The 14,782-nt window shown below is 57.3% G+C and carries 14 protein-coding genes; 7 read left to right on the forward strand and 7 right to left on the reverse strand.

The features are described from left to right. Positions 1 to 53: 53 nt before the first annotated feature. On the forward strand, positions 54 to 2,273 hold the full coding sequence (gene mrcB, locus ACXADJ_RS16725) for a penicillin-binding protein 1B (RefSeq protein ID WP_475068218.1): 2,220 nt from the start codon (positions 54 to 56) through the stop codon (positions 2,271 to 2,273). Then, a complete protein-coding gene (locus ACXADJ_RS16730) occupies positions 2,261 to 2,734 on the forward strand; it encodes a tetratricopeptide repeat protein (protein ID WP_475068039.1) in 474 nt (157 codons plus the stop codon). The genes mrcB and ACXADJ_RS16730 overlap by 13 nt, the downstream gene beginning before the upstream one ends. 11 nt (positions 2,735 to 2,745) lie before the next feature. On the opposite strand, the gene ACXADJ_RS16735 is transcribed toward ACXADJ_RS16730, so the two are convergent. From ACXADJ_RS16735 to ACXADJ_RS16755, 5 genes are all read right to left on the reverse strand, one after another. Next, positions 2,746 to 4,251 carry a methyl-accepting chemotaxis protein gene (locus ACXADJ_RS16735; RefSeq protein ID WP_475068041.1) on the reverse strand — a complete coding sequence of 502 codons (1,506 nt, stop codon included), beginning with the start codon at positions 4,249 to 4,251 and terminating at the stop codon, positions 2,746 to 2,748. A gap of 45 nt (positions 4,252 to 4,296) precedes the next feature. Then, positions 4,297 to 4,920, reverse strand: coding sequence for a hypothetical protein (locus ACXADJ_RS16740; RefSeq protein ID WP_475068044.1), 624 nt, complete (start codon positions 4,918 to 4,920; stop codon positions 4,297 to 4,299). 28 nt (positions 4,921 to 4,948) lie between these two features. After that, a complete protein-coding gene (gene hemL / locus ACXADJ_RS16745) occupies positions 4,949 to 6,244 on the reverse strand; it encodes a glutamate-1-semialdehyde 2,1-aminomutase (RefSeq protein ID WP_475068046.1) in 1,296 nt (431 codons plus the stop codon). A gap of 88 nt (positions 6,245 to 6,332) precedes the next feature. Then, positions 6,333 to 6,758: a protoporphyrinogen oxidase HemJ gene (gene hemJ / locus ACXADJ_RS16750; protein WP_475068049.1), complete on the reverse strand. Its 426-nt coding sequence runs from the start codon at positions 6,756 to 6,758 to the stop codon at positions 6,333 to 6,335. A 362-nt stretch (positions 6,759 to 7,120) separates the two neighbouring features. Then, positions 7,121 to 8,851: a chloride channel protein gene (locus tag ACXADJ_RS16755; RefSeq protein WP_475068220.1), complete on the reverse strand. Its 1,731-nt coding sequence runs from the start codon at positions 8,849 to 8,851 to the stop codon at positions 7,121 to 7,123. A gap of 294 nt (positions 8,852 to 9,145) precedes the next feature. Between ACXADJ_RS16755 and argC the strand changes: the two genes are divergently transcribed. Genes argC through ACXADJ_RS16780 form a run of 5 tightly spaced genes read left to right on the forward strand, consistent with a single transcriptional unit; the run spans position 9,146 to position 12,326 of the window. Further along, entirely contained in the window at positions 9,146 to 10,183 is a 1,038-nt protein-coding gene (gene argC / locus ACXADJ_RS16760) for an N-acetyl-gamma-glutamyl-phosphate reductase (protein ID WP_475068053.1), read from the forward strand. 27 nt (positions 10,184 to 10,210) lie between these two features. Then, positions 10,211 to 10,957: a DUF6776 family protein gene (locus ACXADJ_RS16765; protein WP_475068054.1), complete on the forward strand. Its 747-nt coding sequence runs from the start codon at positions 10,211 to 10,213 to the stop codon at positions 10,955 to 10,957. A 9-nt stretch (positions 10,958 to 10,966) separates the two neighbouring features. Next, complete coding sequence (locus ACXADJ_RS16770; RefSeq protein ID WP_036533676.1) at positions 10,967 to 11,383, forward strand: bactofilin family protein; 417 nt, start codon at positions 10,967 to 10,969, stop codon at positions 11,381 to 11,383. 55 nt (positions 11,384 to 11,438) lie between these two features. Beyond that, positions 11,439 to 11,783 (forward strand): iron-sulfur cluster insertion protein ErpA, encoded by a 345-nt coding sequence (gene erpA / locus ACXADJ_RS16775; protein WP_475068056.1) that lies wholly within the window; start codon positions 11,439 to 11,441, stop codon positions 11,781 to 11,783. An 18-nt stretch (positions 11,784 to 11,801) separates the two neighbouring features. After that, positions 11,802 to 12,326 (forward strand): DsrE family protein, encoded by a 525-nt coding sequence (locus tag ACXADJ_RS16780; protein WP_475068060.1) that lies wholly within the window; start codon positions 11,802 to 11,804, stop codon positions 12,324 to 12,326. Positions 12,327 to 12,386: 60 nt separating this feature from the next. Here the strand turns inward: ACXADJ_RS16780 and ACXADJ_RS16785 are convergent, their stop codons facing one another. Both ACXADJ_RS16785 and ACXADJ_RS16790 read right to left on the reverse strand, forming a co-directional pair. Further along, positions 12,387 to 13,499: an anhydro-N-acetylmuramic acid kinase gene (locus ACXADJ_RS16785; protein WP_475068064.1), complete on the reverse strand. Its 1,113-nt coding sequence runs from the start codon at positions 13,497 to 13,499 to the stop codon at positions 12,387 to 12,389. Then, positions 13,496 to 14,761 (reverse strand): peptidoglycan DD-metalloendopeptidase family protein, encoded by a 1,266-nt coding sequence (locus ACXADJ_RS16790; protein WP_475068067.1) that lies wholly within the window; start codon positions 14,759 to 14,761, stop codon positions 13,496 to 13,498. The genes ACXADJ_RS16785 and ACXADJ_RS16790 overlap by 4 nt, the downstream gene beginning before the upstream one ends. Positions 14,762 to 14,782: the final 21 nt, after the last annotated feature.

A 14,782-nucleotide genomic window follows, 5' to 3' on the forward strand; every position in this document is an offset into this window, starting at 1 on the left:
CAGCAAAAGGTAAAGCCGGTTGGCTGCGGCGTATCTGGTCGATCGGCTGGAAGCTGGGGCTGGTGGGTGCTCTGGTGTTGGGTGTCTGGATGGTCTTTCTGGATGCCCAGGTACAAAAGCAATTCGACGGCAACAAGTGGACACTGCCCGCCCGGGTGTATGCCCGTCCGTTGCTGTTGTATCCGGGCAAGCTGCTGCCGCCGGAACAGCTGCAGGCCGAGCTACAATGGTCAGACTACAAACCACGTAACTCACTGGCCAAGCCGGGCAGCTACCAGCGCAGTGGTCATCGCTGGCGTATTCACCGTCGGTCGGTGAATTTCTGGGATGGCCGCGAAGCTGATGTCCTGATTGAGCTGACGCTCAGCAATGGCCGGGTCGACCGCCTGTTTGTGAATGGCTCGGAAGAGCCCCTGGTGCGGTTGGAGCCTCAGTACGTTGGCGGTATTTTCCCGGCTCATCATGAAGACCGTGAGCTGGTGACGCTGGCGCAGGTACCACAAACCCTGACCGATGCACTGGTCGCCACCGAAGACAAAGCCTTTTACGACCATTTTGGTATCTCTATTCGCGGTATTGCCCGCGCCATGGTGGCCAACGTTCAGGCGGGACGTTTTGTGCAAGGCGGTTCAACCCTGACGCAGCAGCTGGTGAAAAACTTCTTCCTGACCCAGGACCGCACGCTGGCCCGTAAGGCACAGGAAGCCCTGATGGCGATCCTGCTGGAGCTGCACTACAGCAAAGAGCAGATTTTGCAGGCCTATCTGAACGAGGTGTATCTGGGGCAAGCCGGTCGCCGCGCCATTCATGGGGTGGGACTGGCGGCACGCTTCTATTTTGGCAAGTCGGTGGAAGAGCTGAATCTGGCCGAGGTCGCCACCTTGGTGGGGCTGGTGAAAGGGGCGTCTTACTACAACCCGAAACGTCACCCACAGCGGGCATTGGAACGCCGCAATCTGGTGCTGGAGTTGATGCGTGATCAGGGCGTGATTACCGATGCCCAGTACGTTCAGGCCTCCAACATGCCGATGCAAACGGCGGACAGCACTCGCGCCAGCCAGCGAGAGTATCCGGCGTTTCTGGAGCTGGTACGGCAGCAGTTACAGCAAGATTACCGTCAGGAAGACCTTGAAACCGAAGGCCTGAATATTTTCACCACCCTCGACCCCTGGTTGCAGCATGCGTTGGAAACCAGTGCCGAGCAAAACCTCAATACCATTGAAGCCCAGCGTCCGACTCTGAAAGGCAAGCTGGAAACCGCCGGGGTGTTCACCAGTGTGGATGGCGGCGAAGTGCGCGCCATGATTGGTGGTCGGGATGTGGATTTCTTTGGTTACAACCGTGCGCTGGATGCCCGCCGCTCGATTGGTTCGCTGGCCAAACCGGTGGTGTATCTGTCGGCCTTGCGGAGCGGCCGTTATCACTGGGGCACGCTGGTGGACGACAGCCCGGTGACGGTGGCCGGACAGGACGGTCAGCTGTGGCAGCCGAAAAACTACTCGGGTCAAAGCCACGGCATACTGCCGATGGTCGACGCTTTCAGCCATTCCTACAACCACGCGACGGCCCGACTGGGCATGCAGGTGGGATTGGAGCCGGTGGCCAAAACCTTCGGATTGCTGGGTCTGAAGCGCAAGGTGCCACCGTATCCGTCGGTGCTTTTGGGGTCGATTGAGTTATCACCGTTTGACGTTGCCGGGGTGTACCAGACCATTGCGGCCCGTGGTTTCCAGATGCCGTTGCGGGCGGTCGAAGCGGTAACCACCAACAGCGGCGAGACCTTGTCGTCCTACGCCATTGATGGCAAGCAAACCCTGCCAGCAGAACAGCTCGACTGGCTGCGATATGGCATGGAACAAGTGGTGGAACAGGGCACCGCCCGACGTTTGAAAAACACATTCAATGGCCCGCTGGCGGGCAAAACTGGCACCAGTGACGACCAGCGTGATGCCTGGTTTGCCGGTTTCGACGACCGCTATCTGGGCGTGGTGTGGGTTGGCCGTGATGACAACCAGTCGATGCCGCTGGCCGGTAGCTCTGGTGCCTTGCCAATCTGGCGTTCGGTAATGCAGCAGGCGGGCGTCGAGCCGCTGCAACCCACTGGTCTGCCACAAGTGCCGGTGGATGATGCTGGCGAAATCCTTCAGGATGGCTGCGCCGGGCGCATGATGCCGATGCCTGAGTCTGCCATTCCCGCAGAGCGGTTGGCGTGTGGTGATAGCGGCGGTAGCAAAAACAGCAAACGCGGAGGATGGTTCGATTGGTTGTTCTGACACACACAGCAGGGAAAACCCGCATTACAGGCACCGGGTCACTGCCCCGGGCCACAGCTTTGGCCGCCTTGTTGCTATTGGCAGGTTGCAGCTCGGTGCCAATGGACGATGGCAGCAAGGGTAGCCACAGCAGCGTGGATGACTTGCCTGCCTGGCAGTACGGTGAACTGGCCCGGCTGGACGAAGGCAATCACCATCCGGCCATCAAGGCGCTGTTAACCCGCGCCCAGCAAGCCCGCGAAGCTGGCCAGTGGTCAAAAGTGATGAGTTATCTGGATCAGGCCCGCCAGATTGAACCGCGCAACGCTGCGATTTATTACCGTCAGGGCTGGACCAGCTTGCAAATGGGCCAGCCTGCGCAAGCCGAACAACTGCTGCGTCGCGGCTTGCTGTTCACCAGCGACACTGCGCTGCAACAGCGTATTAACCGTTTGCTGGCGCAGGCGCTGGATCAGCAGTAGCGATACCGATCTCAGGTATCAAACCGTGTCAGTAGGTTGTGCAGGGTGTCGGAGTCCTGGCTGAGTTTGTCGGCGTGGCGTTTGGAGTCGCTGCTTTGGCTGGCGGCGTCCTGACTGATGGCGCGGATGGTTTCGAGGTTTTGGCTGACTTCGTTGACCGCGCCGGACTGTTCCTTGATGGAAGCGGCAATCTGTTGGCTCATTCCGTGAATGGCACTGACCCGTGAGCAGACGTATTGCAGTTTTTCTCGGGTTTGTTCGATCTGCTCCACGCTCGATTGCACGCCTTTCTGACTGGTTTCCATCGAGCTTACGGCTTGTGCTGAGCCTTTCTGCAAACGCTCGATCATGCGTTGAATTTCTTCAGTGCTCTCGTGAGTACGCGACGCCAGTGTTCTTACTTCATCGGCCACAACGGCAAAACCACGACCTTGCTCGCCAGCCCGGGCGGCCTCAATGGCGGCGTTGAGGGCCAGCAGGTTGGTCTGCTCGGCAATTTCCTGAATCACCGACAGTACCGAGCCAATATTGGTGGTTTCGGCGTCGAGGTCCTGAATCACCGTGTTGGCAGCCGCCATGTTGTTGGCCAGCTGGCCGATGGTGGTGGTGGCCTGCTGAATGGACGATGCGCCTTGATTGGCACTGCTTTCGGCTTCCTGAGAGGCGTTGGCAGCTTCGCGTGAATAATCGGTAATCTGATCCATCGATGCTGTCATCTGGGTGGTAGCGGTGGCGATCATGTCAGTTTGTTGCTGTTGTTCGCGGGTGCCATCGGCCAGATTACTGGACAGGCGGGCAAAGTTATAGCCGGATTGCGCCATGGAGCTTGCCAGGGCATCAGCCTGACGGACCAGGGTTTTGACGCTGTCGAAAAACTTCAGGTATTCGCGGGTAATGTCGCCTTTGGGGTCGTCGATATGAACACTGAGGTTGATGCGGCCACCGGCGGTCAGTTGCTCGCCAAGTTCGCGCAGTTCCATGCCTTGTAAAAACGAGGCTTTGTTTTTTTCGGTCAGGTACACCAGGCAGCCGGTTTCAATCACCACATAAAGGGCATGGATCAGCACCAGCTCCAGTGCTGATATGCCGAGGTCGGCGTGGCTTTCAAACACGTAGACGGACGAGCCGCTGTCCTGCCACAAGCCAAAGGCCAGATGGTGAACGGCGATGGTGCCAGCAGCGACCAGAATCGGCAGGCTGTCGCGGTAGGCCATTAACACCGCCAGCAGCACAAAAATGCCGAAGTGCAGTTCAATCAGGCCATGGCCTTGGTGAATGTGCAGCGCCGCAAACACCATCAGGGCGGCAGCAAAGGTCATGCGGGTGAGGCGAGCACCGGGCATGGCGCGCCATACCAGAATCGGGACAACCGCGCTGGGCAGACCGATCACTAACGCTTCGGTCCAGGTGTTGTGCCAGCTTGCCAGCAGCAATGAAACAACAAACAGCACCGAGCAGCAGACAGCAAAGAAACTGTCGATCTGGCGGTAGTATTGGAGAGTTGTGCCTGGAGTCATGGTCCTGCCCTTAAAGCGAATACATAACCCCAGTGTAGACAGCTCCTAGCGCTTTGCCTGTGCCATTCGGTAGGACTCAGGCTGAGCCAGCACCAGCGCTGACAGCGCCAGTGGCAACATCAGACTCTGGTGATCGCCGTACAGGTAAGCCAGTATCGCAGCCGCCCATAGCAACAGCGGCAAGTAGCTGCTGGCCGCCGATGGAACTGGCTGATCAGAGGATGCGGTTATCAGGCGAGCCGGTGCCCAGCACAGCAGCAGGGTAGCGGCGCCGCCAATCAGGGTAACCAGTGCCACACTGTCGAGCACGTCGCCACGACGACCCAGTTCAAACACCACGCACCAGCCCAGGAAAATCCGGCCCCAGGTCTGACGGGTCCAATGTTGACGCAGGCGTTCAGCCAGATGGGTTGATACCAGCAATGGCAGGGCGGCATACAGCCCCAGTTGGCTCATCAGCAGCTGGGTACGGCCAAGGCCGCCGTTAGCATCGGTGCCAATCAGCAGCGCCAGTACATCGACCACGCCCAGCCCGAATAACATCAGCGCCGCAGCAAAGCGTCCGGCGGCAGAGCCGGGCCATTCATTGCCTTTGGTCGCAGGGCGGTTTTGCCAGCTAGCCACCGCGGCGACTACCAATAGCGCAAGGCTACTTACTACTTCAATCAAGCGACTTCCTCCCGGGGCTGGGCAGGCATCACAGGGATGCCATAACCTTGTCGGCGGCGGCGATGGTGAACTCGATGTCTTCTTCGGTGTGAGCCAGAGACATGAAGCCAGCTTCAAACGCGGACGGTGCCAGATACACACCTTGTTCCAGCATGCCATGGAAGAACTTGCCGAAGCGGTCGGCGTCGCACTGGTCAGCGACCTGACGGAAGTTTTCAACCTTCTCCAGTTCGGTGAAGAATAGGCCGAACATGGAACCAGCGCGGTTGAAGGTGAACGGGATGCCGTGCTTGTCGGCCACGGCCTTGAAGCCGTCGGTCATTTGTTCAACACGGGCAGTCAGTTGCTCGTACACGCCATCGCGTTGAATTTCCTTCAGCATTGCCAGACCAGCCGCCATCGCCAGCGGGTTACCGGACAGGGTACCGGCCTGATACACAGGACCCAGCGGTGACAGGTGCTCCATGATTTCGCGCTTGCCACCGAAGGCACCAACAGGCAGACCGCCGCCGATTACCTTACCCAGACAGGTCATGTCCGGAACGATGTCGTAGTAAGCCTGGGCGCCACCCAGTGCGACACGGAAGCCACTCATTACTTCGTCAAAGATCAGCACGATGCCATGTACGGTACACAGCTCACGCAGACCTTGCAGGAAGGACTTGCTTGGTGGAATGCAGTTCATGTTGCCAGCCACTGGCTCAACGATGACGCAGGCAATCTGGTCGCCCATTTGCGCGAAGCACTCACGCACGTTGTCGAGGTCGTTGAAGGTCAGGGTAATGGTATGTTCGGCAACACTGGCAGGTACGCCCGGAGAGGTTGGCACACCCAGCGTCATCATGCCGGAACCGGCTTTTACCAGCAGTGAGTCGGAATGACCGTGGTAGCAGCCTTCGAATTTCACCATCTTGTCGCGGCCGGTATAGCCACGAGCCAGACGAATGGCGCTCATGGTGGCTTCGGTACCGGAGTTCACCATACGAACCATGTCCATGGATGGCAGCAGTTTGCACACTTCATCGGCCATGTCGCCTTCGATGGAGGTTGGTGCACCAAAGCTCAGGCCCAGTTCCATACGGTCGCGGATGGCGTCCAGAATCTGCGGCGCGCTGTGGCCCAGAATCATCGGACCCCAGGAGCCAACGTAGTCAACGTAGCGGTTGTTATCCACATCGTAGACGTGAGCACCCTTGGCGCGGTCGAAGAAGATCGGTGTGCCGCCAACGCCCTTGAACGCACGAACCGGCGAGTTAACACCGCCTGGAATGTGTTTCTGGGCAGTTTCAAACAGCGACTGGGACTTGGAGATGTTGTAGCTCATGAAGGTCTCTCTTGCGTCAGGCCAGCGGCGGCTGGCGTGGTCAAATGTATAACGGCGGTCCGGCGTCACGGTGGACGCCGGACTCAAATCAGAACGGTCTTACCACCACCAGAATGACAATGGCGATCAGCAGCAGCACCGGCACTTCGTTGAACCAACGAAACCAGACGTGGCTGCGGGTGTTGCGGTCGTCACGGAAGACTTTTACCAGATGGCCGCAGTAATGGTGGTAGCCAATCAGCAGCGCGACCAGGGTCAATTTGGCGTGCATCCAGTGGGTTGATACCAGGTAGTACTCCATGTTGAAGCTGATCAGCCATAAGCCAAGGGCGATCACAACCAACATCGATGGCACCATGATGCCGCGGTATAACTTGCGCTCCATCACCTTGAAACGCTCACAGGAAACGTCGTCTTCTGCCATAGCATGGTAAACGAACAGTCGTGGCAGATAGAAGATGCCTGCAAACCAGGTGATTACGGCAATGATATGAAAGGCTTTGATCCACAGCATAGTGTTGGTTTCCGTCGCTCATCGTTATGGGACATCTATTTAATCCGGTGCTCACTCTGGGCTGCCGGATGGTTTCGAATCACGAAGCCGACTTGTAGGCCTGACGGGTCAAGTCAAAAGTCGGCGACACAGAGTCGAGATCATCCGGCAGCCCCCGCAGGGCGCGGGTTGCCGCCGCCCAGTGCGGTGTTGACGAACTTGGAAAGACTCGGCCGGACAGGTTCGTCATTTCGCTGCATTCGTCGCCTTGCACTGAACAACGGCAACACTCGCGCAGAGCCGTGCAGGATTAAATAGATGTCCCCGTTAGGTTGCCTGACAGCAGCTTGCAGCCACTGCCGGTTGCCGACGATACATGGTCGTCAGCGTATGGTTTGGGGCCGGTAGCGGTAATGACGTTCGATCATTTCCCTTGATACCAGGCCAACGCAAGGGCCTGCGCCCTTGCGTGAATCCGGGTCGCGACGATACACCGCCAGCCAGTTCAAGTCATGGCTTTGCATCAGGTCGAGGGCATCCTGCAAATTGTACTTCAAGGAGATGGATTCCACCGTGTGGCGTTCGCCGGGAATGGCCAGCAGGTCGATGTCGTCAGAGGTTCTGTCCTGTGCCATGGCATCGGCGATGGCAGCAGTGGAAAGGATCACGTTGTCTTCTTCCAGCAGCACCCAGTCGGTACCCGATTGCAGCAGTTGGCTGGCACCTTGCGAACTGATTTTGCGGTCGCTGACCGCGACGGAGCGGGACAGGGCCTCGGCGACCCAGGTGCTGTACAGCATTTGCTGAACCGGGTGCGGTACCTGATAGAGGTCGTTCTGCCCCAGCTGGGCGCGAAAAATAGAAGGCTGTTTGAAAATTTCACTGGCTACCAGAGTGGCGATCACAATGGCCAGCATGCCGGGCATGATGATGTGCGGGTTGGCGGTCAGCTCCAGTAAGGCGACTAGCGCAGCCAGTGGTGCCCGTAACACGGCCCCCATCATGGCCCCCATGCCCAACATCACATAAAAGCCGATCTCGGCTGGATAACCGGGTACCACCAACAGCGAAAATTGCCCCATGACACCGCCAACCAGGGCACCGATAAACAGAGTCGGGCCAATCAAGCCGGCGGGAAAACCGACGCCTGCCGCCCAAGCTGCCAGCACCAGCTTGCCCAGCAGCAAGCCGATAAACAGCCCCATGCTGACGTCCCCTGCAAGGGCGTGGTTTACGGTGTCGTAGCCGATGCCCATGATGCCTGGCAGCCACCAGGCAACCGCTGCGGTGGCCAGCGTCAGGCTGCCCCATTTGATCAGCAGTGGCTGTGGTGCCAGCCGCTGGAAGCGCTTCATCAGGACGATAAACGCCGCTGACAACAGACCGCAAATCAGTCCCAGGGCGATAACGTAAGGCAGCTCCAGCAGTGAGTGCATGGCTAGTGGCGGCACATCAAAGGCGGTGTTGCTGCCAAACACCAACTGACTGATTACCGCACCGGCCACCGACGCCAGAATGATCGGTATAAATCCGCGCAGGTTGTATTCCAGCAACACCACCTCCATGGCAAAGATGACCCCGGCCATAGGGGTGTTGAACGATGCGGCAATGGCGCTGGCAACCCCGGCGCCAGCCAGAATGCGCAAGCGGTGGTGAGCAACCCCGGCGCTGGCCCCCAGCTGGCTGGCAGCGCCCGCCCCCAAATGAATGGCCGGGCCTTCACGGCCAACGCTGTGGCCACTCAATAGCGCAATCGCCGCCGCTAGCCATTGCAGCAGTAAATTGGTTTTCGGCATGTAGCCCTGATGGCGTTCCATCCGAATCAGCACGTGGGTCACACCAACACTGCGTTGTTCCGGCTTCAAGGGCTGAAAAATGGCAACCAGCAGTAGTCCGCCGGTAACCAGTAGACCGATTCGGGTCAGTTGCGCGAGGGCTTCGTAATCGTCTTCGCTGCTCATTGGCAGGAATATTTCCAACGGCCATTCAATCGCCAGTCGGAACAGGGTGATGACCAGTGCCGCCGCAATACCCGCCGCCAGTGCCAGAATCGACAGCCCCAGCTGGTTGTCCGACATGGTCAATTGGTTGAGCCAGTGCTGGCATTTCTGCATCAGAGCCAAGGCAATTCCCTGCTGGTGGCGACGTTCGGGTAACACGGCCAGGCGTTGTCATCGGAACGGGCGATTTGGTATTGGAGTGATCAGCCGTCTATGGTGACAGGCATCGTTAAAAATCAAAAGGGTCCCTGATCAATCCCGCGGGCCATTAGTACAGCATCGGTTTGGCACAGTCGGGTTGGCAAGTTGCTCTATAAATAGCCGAAAGAAGCGGTATGATAAGCGGTTTGAATACAGGGCTTACTGCCGCCCCATTTTGCAGGCAGACAAGGCATAAGAGGTGATGAAGTGATCAAGGTAGGTATTGTTGGCGGCACCGGATACACAGGCGTAGAGCTGCTGCGTATTCTGGTAAACCATCCGGAAGCGCAACTGCACGTGATCACCTCCCGAAGCGAAGCTGGTGTACCGGTAGCCGACATGTACCCGAACCTGCGCGGCCACACCGATATTTGCTTCAGTGTACCCGACACCAACACCCTCGGTGAGTGTGATGTGGTGTTCTTTGCCACCCCGCACGGTGTAGCGCATTCACTGGCCGAAGAAATTCTGGCCACCGGTACTCGCGTGATCGACCTGTCTGCCGACTTCCGTATTCAGGATGCGGATGAATGGGAAAAATGGTACGGCCAGCCGCACGGTGCCCGTGGTTTGCTGCCGGAAGCCGTTTACGGTTTGCCGGAACTGAAGCGTGACGACATTCGCAACGCACGCCTGATTGCGGTTCCGGGCTGTTACCCAACGTCTGTCCAGCTGGGCCTGATGCCTCTGCTGGAAAACAAGCTGCTGCCAGAGCAAACCATCATTGCTGACTGTAAATCCGGTGTGTCCGGTGCCGGTCGTGGTGCCAAAGTGGGCTCATTGCTGTGTGAGACCAGTGAATCCGTGATGGCATATGCAGTGAAGGGTCATCGTCACCTGCCGGAAATCAAGCAGGGTCTGGGTTGGATGGCTGGCAAACCGGTGGGCCTGACGTTTGTCCCGCACTTGATGCCAATGATCCGTGGTATTCACTCCACCATGTACGTGACTGCTCCGGACCTGCCTGCCGACTTCGATCTGCAAGGCTTGTTCGAGCAACGTTACGCCAACGAGCCATTCGTCGATGTGATGCCAGCAGGTAGCCACCCGGCGACTCGTTCCGTGAAGGGCAGTAACATGTGTCGTATTGCCGTGCATCGTCATGTTGAAACCGGCCAGATTGTGGTGCTGTCGGTGATCGACAACCTGGTGAAAGGTGCGTCGGGTCAGGCGGTTCAGAACATGAACCTGATGTTCGGTCTGGACGAATTGACCGGTTTGAACCACGTGGCCTTGATGCCGTAAGCCGCCTGTCGGGTAAGGACTGCTGTCATGACGCTGAGGAAAGGTTCGGTTGTACAAGGTAGCCAGCAAGACGAGCTGGTGATTGTTCGCCATCGCCCGGGACATGCCCGCAGGGCGTTGTTCTGGCGTTTGGTGAGCCTGGTGGTGGTTGCTGCAGCGGCATTTGCCGCCGCCTGGTTCTACAACATTGATACCGTCAAACGTCTGCGTGCCGAGCGTGACACCTTGCAGTCGTCGTTACAGAACAATCAGGCCAGTATCGATATGCTGAGCCAGCAGGTGGGCATCCTTGAAAAAGGTGGCCAGGTGGATCGTCAGGCGGCCGACAGCGTGCGGGAGTCCATTCGTTCACTGGAAGATCAGGTTGATGGTCTGGAAGAAGAGCTGGCGTTTTACAAAAGCATCATGGACCCGGCAGCCGTCACCAAGGGCTTGAAGATTCACAGCCTGAGCATTCAACCGGGGGGTGGCCAGCAGGCTGGTTATCGCCTGATGCTGACCCAGGTTAGTGACAACGGCACCGTGGTGGAAGGGTATGCCAGCGTGACGCTGCAAGGCAGTCAGGGCGATCAGACGGTCAGCTATGCGCTGTCTGATCTCAGCGACTCGGTGCCGTCCAAAGGCATTTTATTCCGCTTCCGCTACTTCCAGGAAGCGACTGGAACCATCGCCTTGCCGGAAGGCTTTACACCATCGAAGGTGCTGGTGGTAGCTGAGTCGACCGGCCGTAAGGCACGTAAAATTGAAGCAACATTTGATTGGCCAACCCAGTAAGGTAACACCATGTTCAGTGCTAAAGAAAAGAGTTCGAATGTGCAGTACGACACCGTTATTTCTGCCAAAACTGAAATTACCGGCGACGTTCGTTTTTCGGGTGGGGTCAATATCGATGGCGTGATCAAGGGCAACCTGACCGCTGACGGTTCTGGCAGTGCGGTACTGCGCGTCAGCAACAAGGGCCGTGTTGAAGGCGACATTCATGCGCCGAACATCATCATCAATGGTGAGATCAACGGCAATATTTACGCATCGGAATACATTGAATTGGCCAAAGATGCCCGCATCACAGGTGATGTGCACTACAAGGCCATGGAGATGGTGATGGGCGCGTCGGTGAATGGCCAGCTCAAGCATCAGGCCGACGGCAAAGCCGCCAAAGGCAAGCCGGTACAGACTGTCTCTGAAAGTAAAGTTGACTGATTTGCTCAGGTAAACGCATAATTTAACCACTCTGAACAGGACCCGAAAGCCCAATATGACCGTATTGAACGCCGAACCCATAGAACTCTCCAGCAACGCCGAAGCCAAGGTGCGTGATCTGTTGCTTGAAGAAGCAGACGATGAGCTGTGTTTGCGGGTATTTGTAACCGGCGGCGGTTGTTCCGGCTTCCAGTATGGCTTTACCTTCGACGACGAGCGCGCCGAAGACGATAGCCTGATCAGTCGTGATGGCGTTCGGGTGCTGGTGGACTCACTCAGTTACAGCTACCTGGTGGGTTCTGTGATTGACTACCAGGAGGGTCTGGAAGGCTCACGTTTTCTGGTTAATAACCCATCCGCAACCTCAACGTGTGGTTGCGGTTCCTCTTTCTCTGTCTGATTAACAGTGGGGTGCAAGATGCACCAACGTTTTTCCCTCAGTGCAAGAATTCTGCGAGGAATTCGATTTTCTCTTCTGACGCTGTGTGCCAGTGCCCTGTGCGCCACGGTACCGGCTTATGCCAATGATGTTCAGCACGCAGAACCTGCCAGTGCGACGGTGTTGGAGCCCGTGGTTAATAACAACGCCCGTTTTATGGCCGCCATTCAGCTGCATTCCGCCGACGAATTACGCGACCTGATGTTTCGGGCCGAGAAAATGGTAACCAACTACGACGGCTACGCCAGCCGCGAGCCGATTGCGTTTGTCTTGCGGGGGGAAGAGCTGCGTCTGTTCACCCGTGATAACTACGAAGCCAATCGGGATCTGATTGATACCGCCGCTCGTTTGGAGGCCTTTGGAGTGGTCGACTTCAAGGCTTGCGAGGGTTGGATGGTGCAGAACCATCTGGATCGTGATGAGCTGCCTGCCTTTATCGACTACGTCGAAAATGGCGAGCAGGAAGTTCAGCGCCTGCAAACCTCCGGCTACGCCTGGTTCTGAGGCAAGCGTCTGGCTGTCCAAAGAACTTTTGGGTAAACGGCGCAGATCAGACTGGTTAGATCAGGCTGGGTATACAGCCCCCAGAATCCGATCACCGCGGGCACCTGTAACCGCGGGTAAATTCCCTGCCATGCCGTTCAGTGTCTGAGCTGCCAGCCAGGCGAACGCGGCCCCTTCCACCCATAGCGGATGAATGCCTCGTTGTTCGGTGTCCATGACCTGATGATGCGGCAACAAGGCGGCCAGTCGATCCATCAAGTGCTGATTAAACGCCCCACCACCGCATACCAGTAGTTCGCCTTGCGAATGGCCATAGCGGTTTACCGCGTCTGCAATACTGCGGGCGGTGAACTCGGTCAGAGTCGCCAGTGCATCGGCGGCGGACAGTGTTTGCAGGTCATCCTCAAAGGCCGACAGTCGAAATAGTTCTCGCCCGGTGCTCTTCGGCGGCGTATGGTGCAGGAAGTCGAGCATCAGCCACTGCCGTAGTACCTTATCTGCAACCTTCCCTTTCGCCGCCATTTGGCCGCCCAAATCGCACGGCTGCTGCAAGCGCGTCTGACAGTACTCGTCCATTAAGGCGTTGCCCGGCCCGGTATCAAAGCCGAGGGTCGCAGAGCCTTTCAGTACACTGATGTTGGCGATGCCGCCGATATTTAACGCCATGGTGTCGATGTCTGATCCATCGAACACTTGCTGGTGAAACGCAGGAACCAGCGGTGCACCCTGGCCGCCGGCAGCAACGTCCCGTCTACGGAAGTCAGCAACGCAACAAATGCTGGTGTGCTCAGCAATCCATGATGGGTCGCCAATCTGCCAGGTAACGCCGTCAGGTTGGCTTTGATGACGCAGGGTATGGCCGTGACTGCCAACAGCGCAAATGCGGTTGGGTTTGAGCTGTGTTTGCTCCAGCAGACTTTGCACCAGCTCAACCGAACGCTCAGCAATAAACCGGTCCATCAACATGATCTCGCTGACCGCTAATGTCGGTGCCAGCGCCGCGTCGCGCAGCCAACGTGTTTCCGATGGTGAATAGTCCAACGACTCACAGGCCAAAGTGCGGAAGGCGGTGCCTGTGTACTCGCACAACACGGCATCCATGCCATCGGCACTGGTACCGGACATCAAACCAATATAGAGCCCGTGTTTATTCTGATTCGGCATGTTGGTCATGGCAGGGTACTGACCTGATAGCCATCCAGCCACATCAGCATGGCATTGGCTTTCTTGAAGAAGTCGTCTTTCTCGCTGGAGGCAATGGACTTGGCCTTGGGAAATTTGAAGGTCAGTGAGTCGCGGAATACGCCATCGACACGGAATTCATAATGCAGGTGCGGGCCGGTGGCAGCGCCGGTCGAGCCAACATAGCCAATCACCTGTCCCTGCTTCACGTAGCGGCCAACCTTGGTTGAGCGATGAAAGCTGTTTAAATGGGCATAGCGGGTTTCATAGCGATTATTGTGTTTGATGATGATCAGGTTGCCGTAGGTGCCCTTGCGGCTCGCCCAGGTAATGCGGCCATCACCCACGGCTTTGACCGGTGTCCCGGTGGGGGCTGCGTAATCCGTACCCTTGTGGGCGCGGATGGTATTGTAGATAGGATGCTTGCGTCGCAGGTTAAAGCGCGAACTGATGCGAAAGAAGTCGATCGGGTTACGCAGAAATTCCTTCCGCATGCTCAGGCCTTTCGGGGTGTAGTAGTTGGCATTACCCTGATCGTCTTCGTAGCGCACTGCGGTAATCTCACGGCCCTGATTCACAAAGCGGGCGATCTTGATGTCGCCGTTGCCAATCTTTTCGCCATCAAGATAGATCTCGTCGTAAATCAGACTGAAAGAATCGCCCTTGCGAATGTCCATGGCGAAGTCGATGTCCCAGCCGAAGATGGCAGCCAGTTCAATCAATACCTGTTCCGGTACGCCAGCACGGTCACCATCCAGAAACAGCGAGTTATTGATCTCGGCGCTGGCAAAGCGAGGCACATGATCCGCTTCGCGCTCGGCCAGTTGATAATCGAAAGTACCTTCTTCAGAGCGCGACAGTACATGCTTCGCCAGTGGCGAGATCGGAATCTCAAGGGTCTGAATACGGTTATCCCAGTTGGTGGTCCAACGCAGCTCCTGACCCGGGTACAAGCGAATGGCTTCCTTCGGGGCTTGTGATGCCAGTTCAATCACATCAACCGCCGACAGCGAATTCCGTGAGAACAGGGTCGACAGACTGTCGCCGGATTGCACCTTGTCGCTGTGCCACTGCACTGTCTCTTCTTTTGTTACTGCTTCTGCGTTGTCCGGGATTGCCACGGTCAATGTTGTGGTCAGGCGGTCATCCGGGGTGGGCCATAACAACGCCACCAGAATCAGAATAAGGGTAACAGAGGCGCCAAGAAAGTGGGTGGCGGGGAAGTACTGAAGGGGACTGCTTGTCTGTGCCATGAGGGGCAGGAATTCCTGAAC

The sequence above is a fragment of the Oceanobacter sp. ABM4_470 genome, assembly GCF_056158645.1.

What these genes read in the sequence shown, in the direction of transcription:
- ACXADJ_RS16735 (WP_475068041.1), bottom strand. Translation starts at nt 4,251, where the DNA reads ATGACTCCAGGCACAACTCTCCAATACTACCGCCAGATCGACAGTTTC.
- hemL (WP_475068046.1), bottom strand. Translation starts at nt 6,244, where the DNA reads ATGAGCTACAACATCTCCAAGTCCCAGTCGCTGTTTGAAACTGCCCAG.
- hemJ (WP_475068049.1), bottom strand. Translation starts at nt 6,758, where the DNA reads ATGCTGTGGATCAAAGCCTTTCATATCATTGCCGTAATCACCTGGTTT.
- ACXADJ_RS16755 (WP_475068220.1), bottom strand. Translation starts at nt 8,851, where the DNA reads ATGCAGAAATGCCAGCACTGGCTCAACCAATTGACCATGTCGGACAAC.
- ACXADJ_RS16765 (WP_475068054.1), top strand. Translation starts at nt 10,211, where the DNA reads ATGACGCTGAGGAAAGGTTCGGTTGTACAAGGTAGCCAGCAAGACGAG.
- ACXADJ_RS16770 (WP_036533676.1), top strand. Translation starts at nt 10,967, where the DNA reads ATGTTCAGTGCTAAAGAAAAGAGTTCGAATGTGCAGTACGACACCGTT.
- erpA (WP_475068056.1), top strand. Translation starts at nt 11,439, where the DNA reads ATGACCGTATTGAACGCCGAACCCATAGAACTCTCCAGCAACGCCGAA.
- ACXADJ_RS16780 (WP_475068060.1), top strand. Translation starts at nt 11,802, where the DNA reads ATGCACCAACGTTTTTCCCTCAGTGCAAGAATTCTGCGAGGAATTCGA.
- ACXADJ_RS16785 (WP_475068064.1), bottom strand. Translation starts at nt 13,499, where the DNA reads ATGACCAACATGCCGAATCAGAATAAACACGGGCTCTATATTGGTTTG.
- ACXADJ_RS16790 (WP_475068067.1), bottom strand. Translation starts at nt 14,761, where the DNA reads ATGGCACAGACAAGCAGTCCCCTTCAGTACTTCCCCGCCACCCACTTT.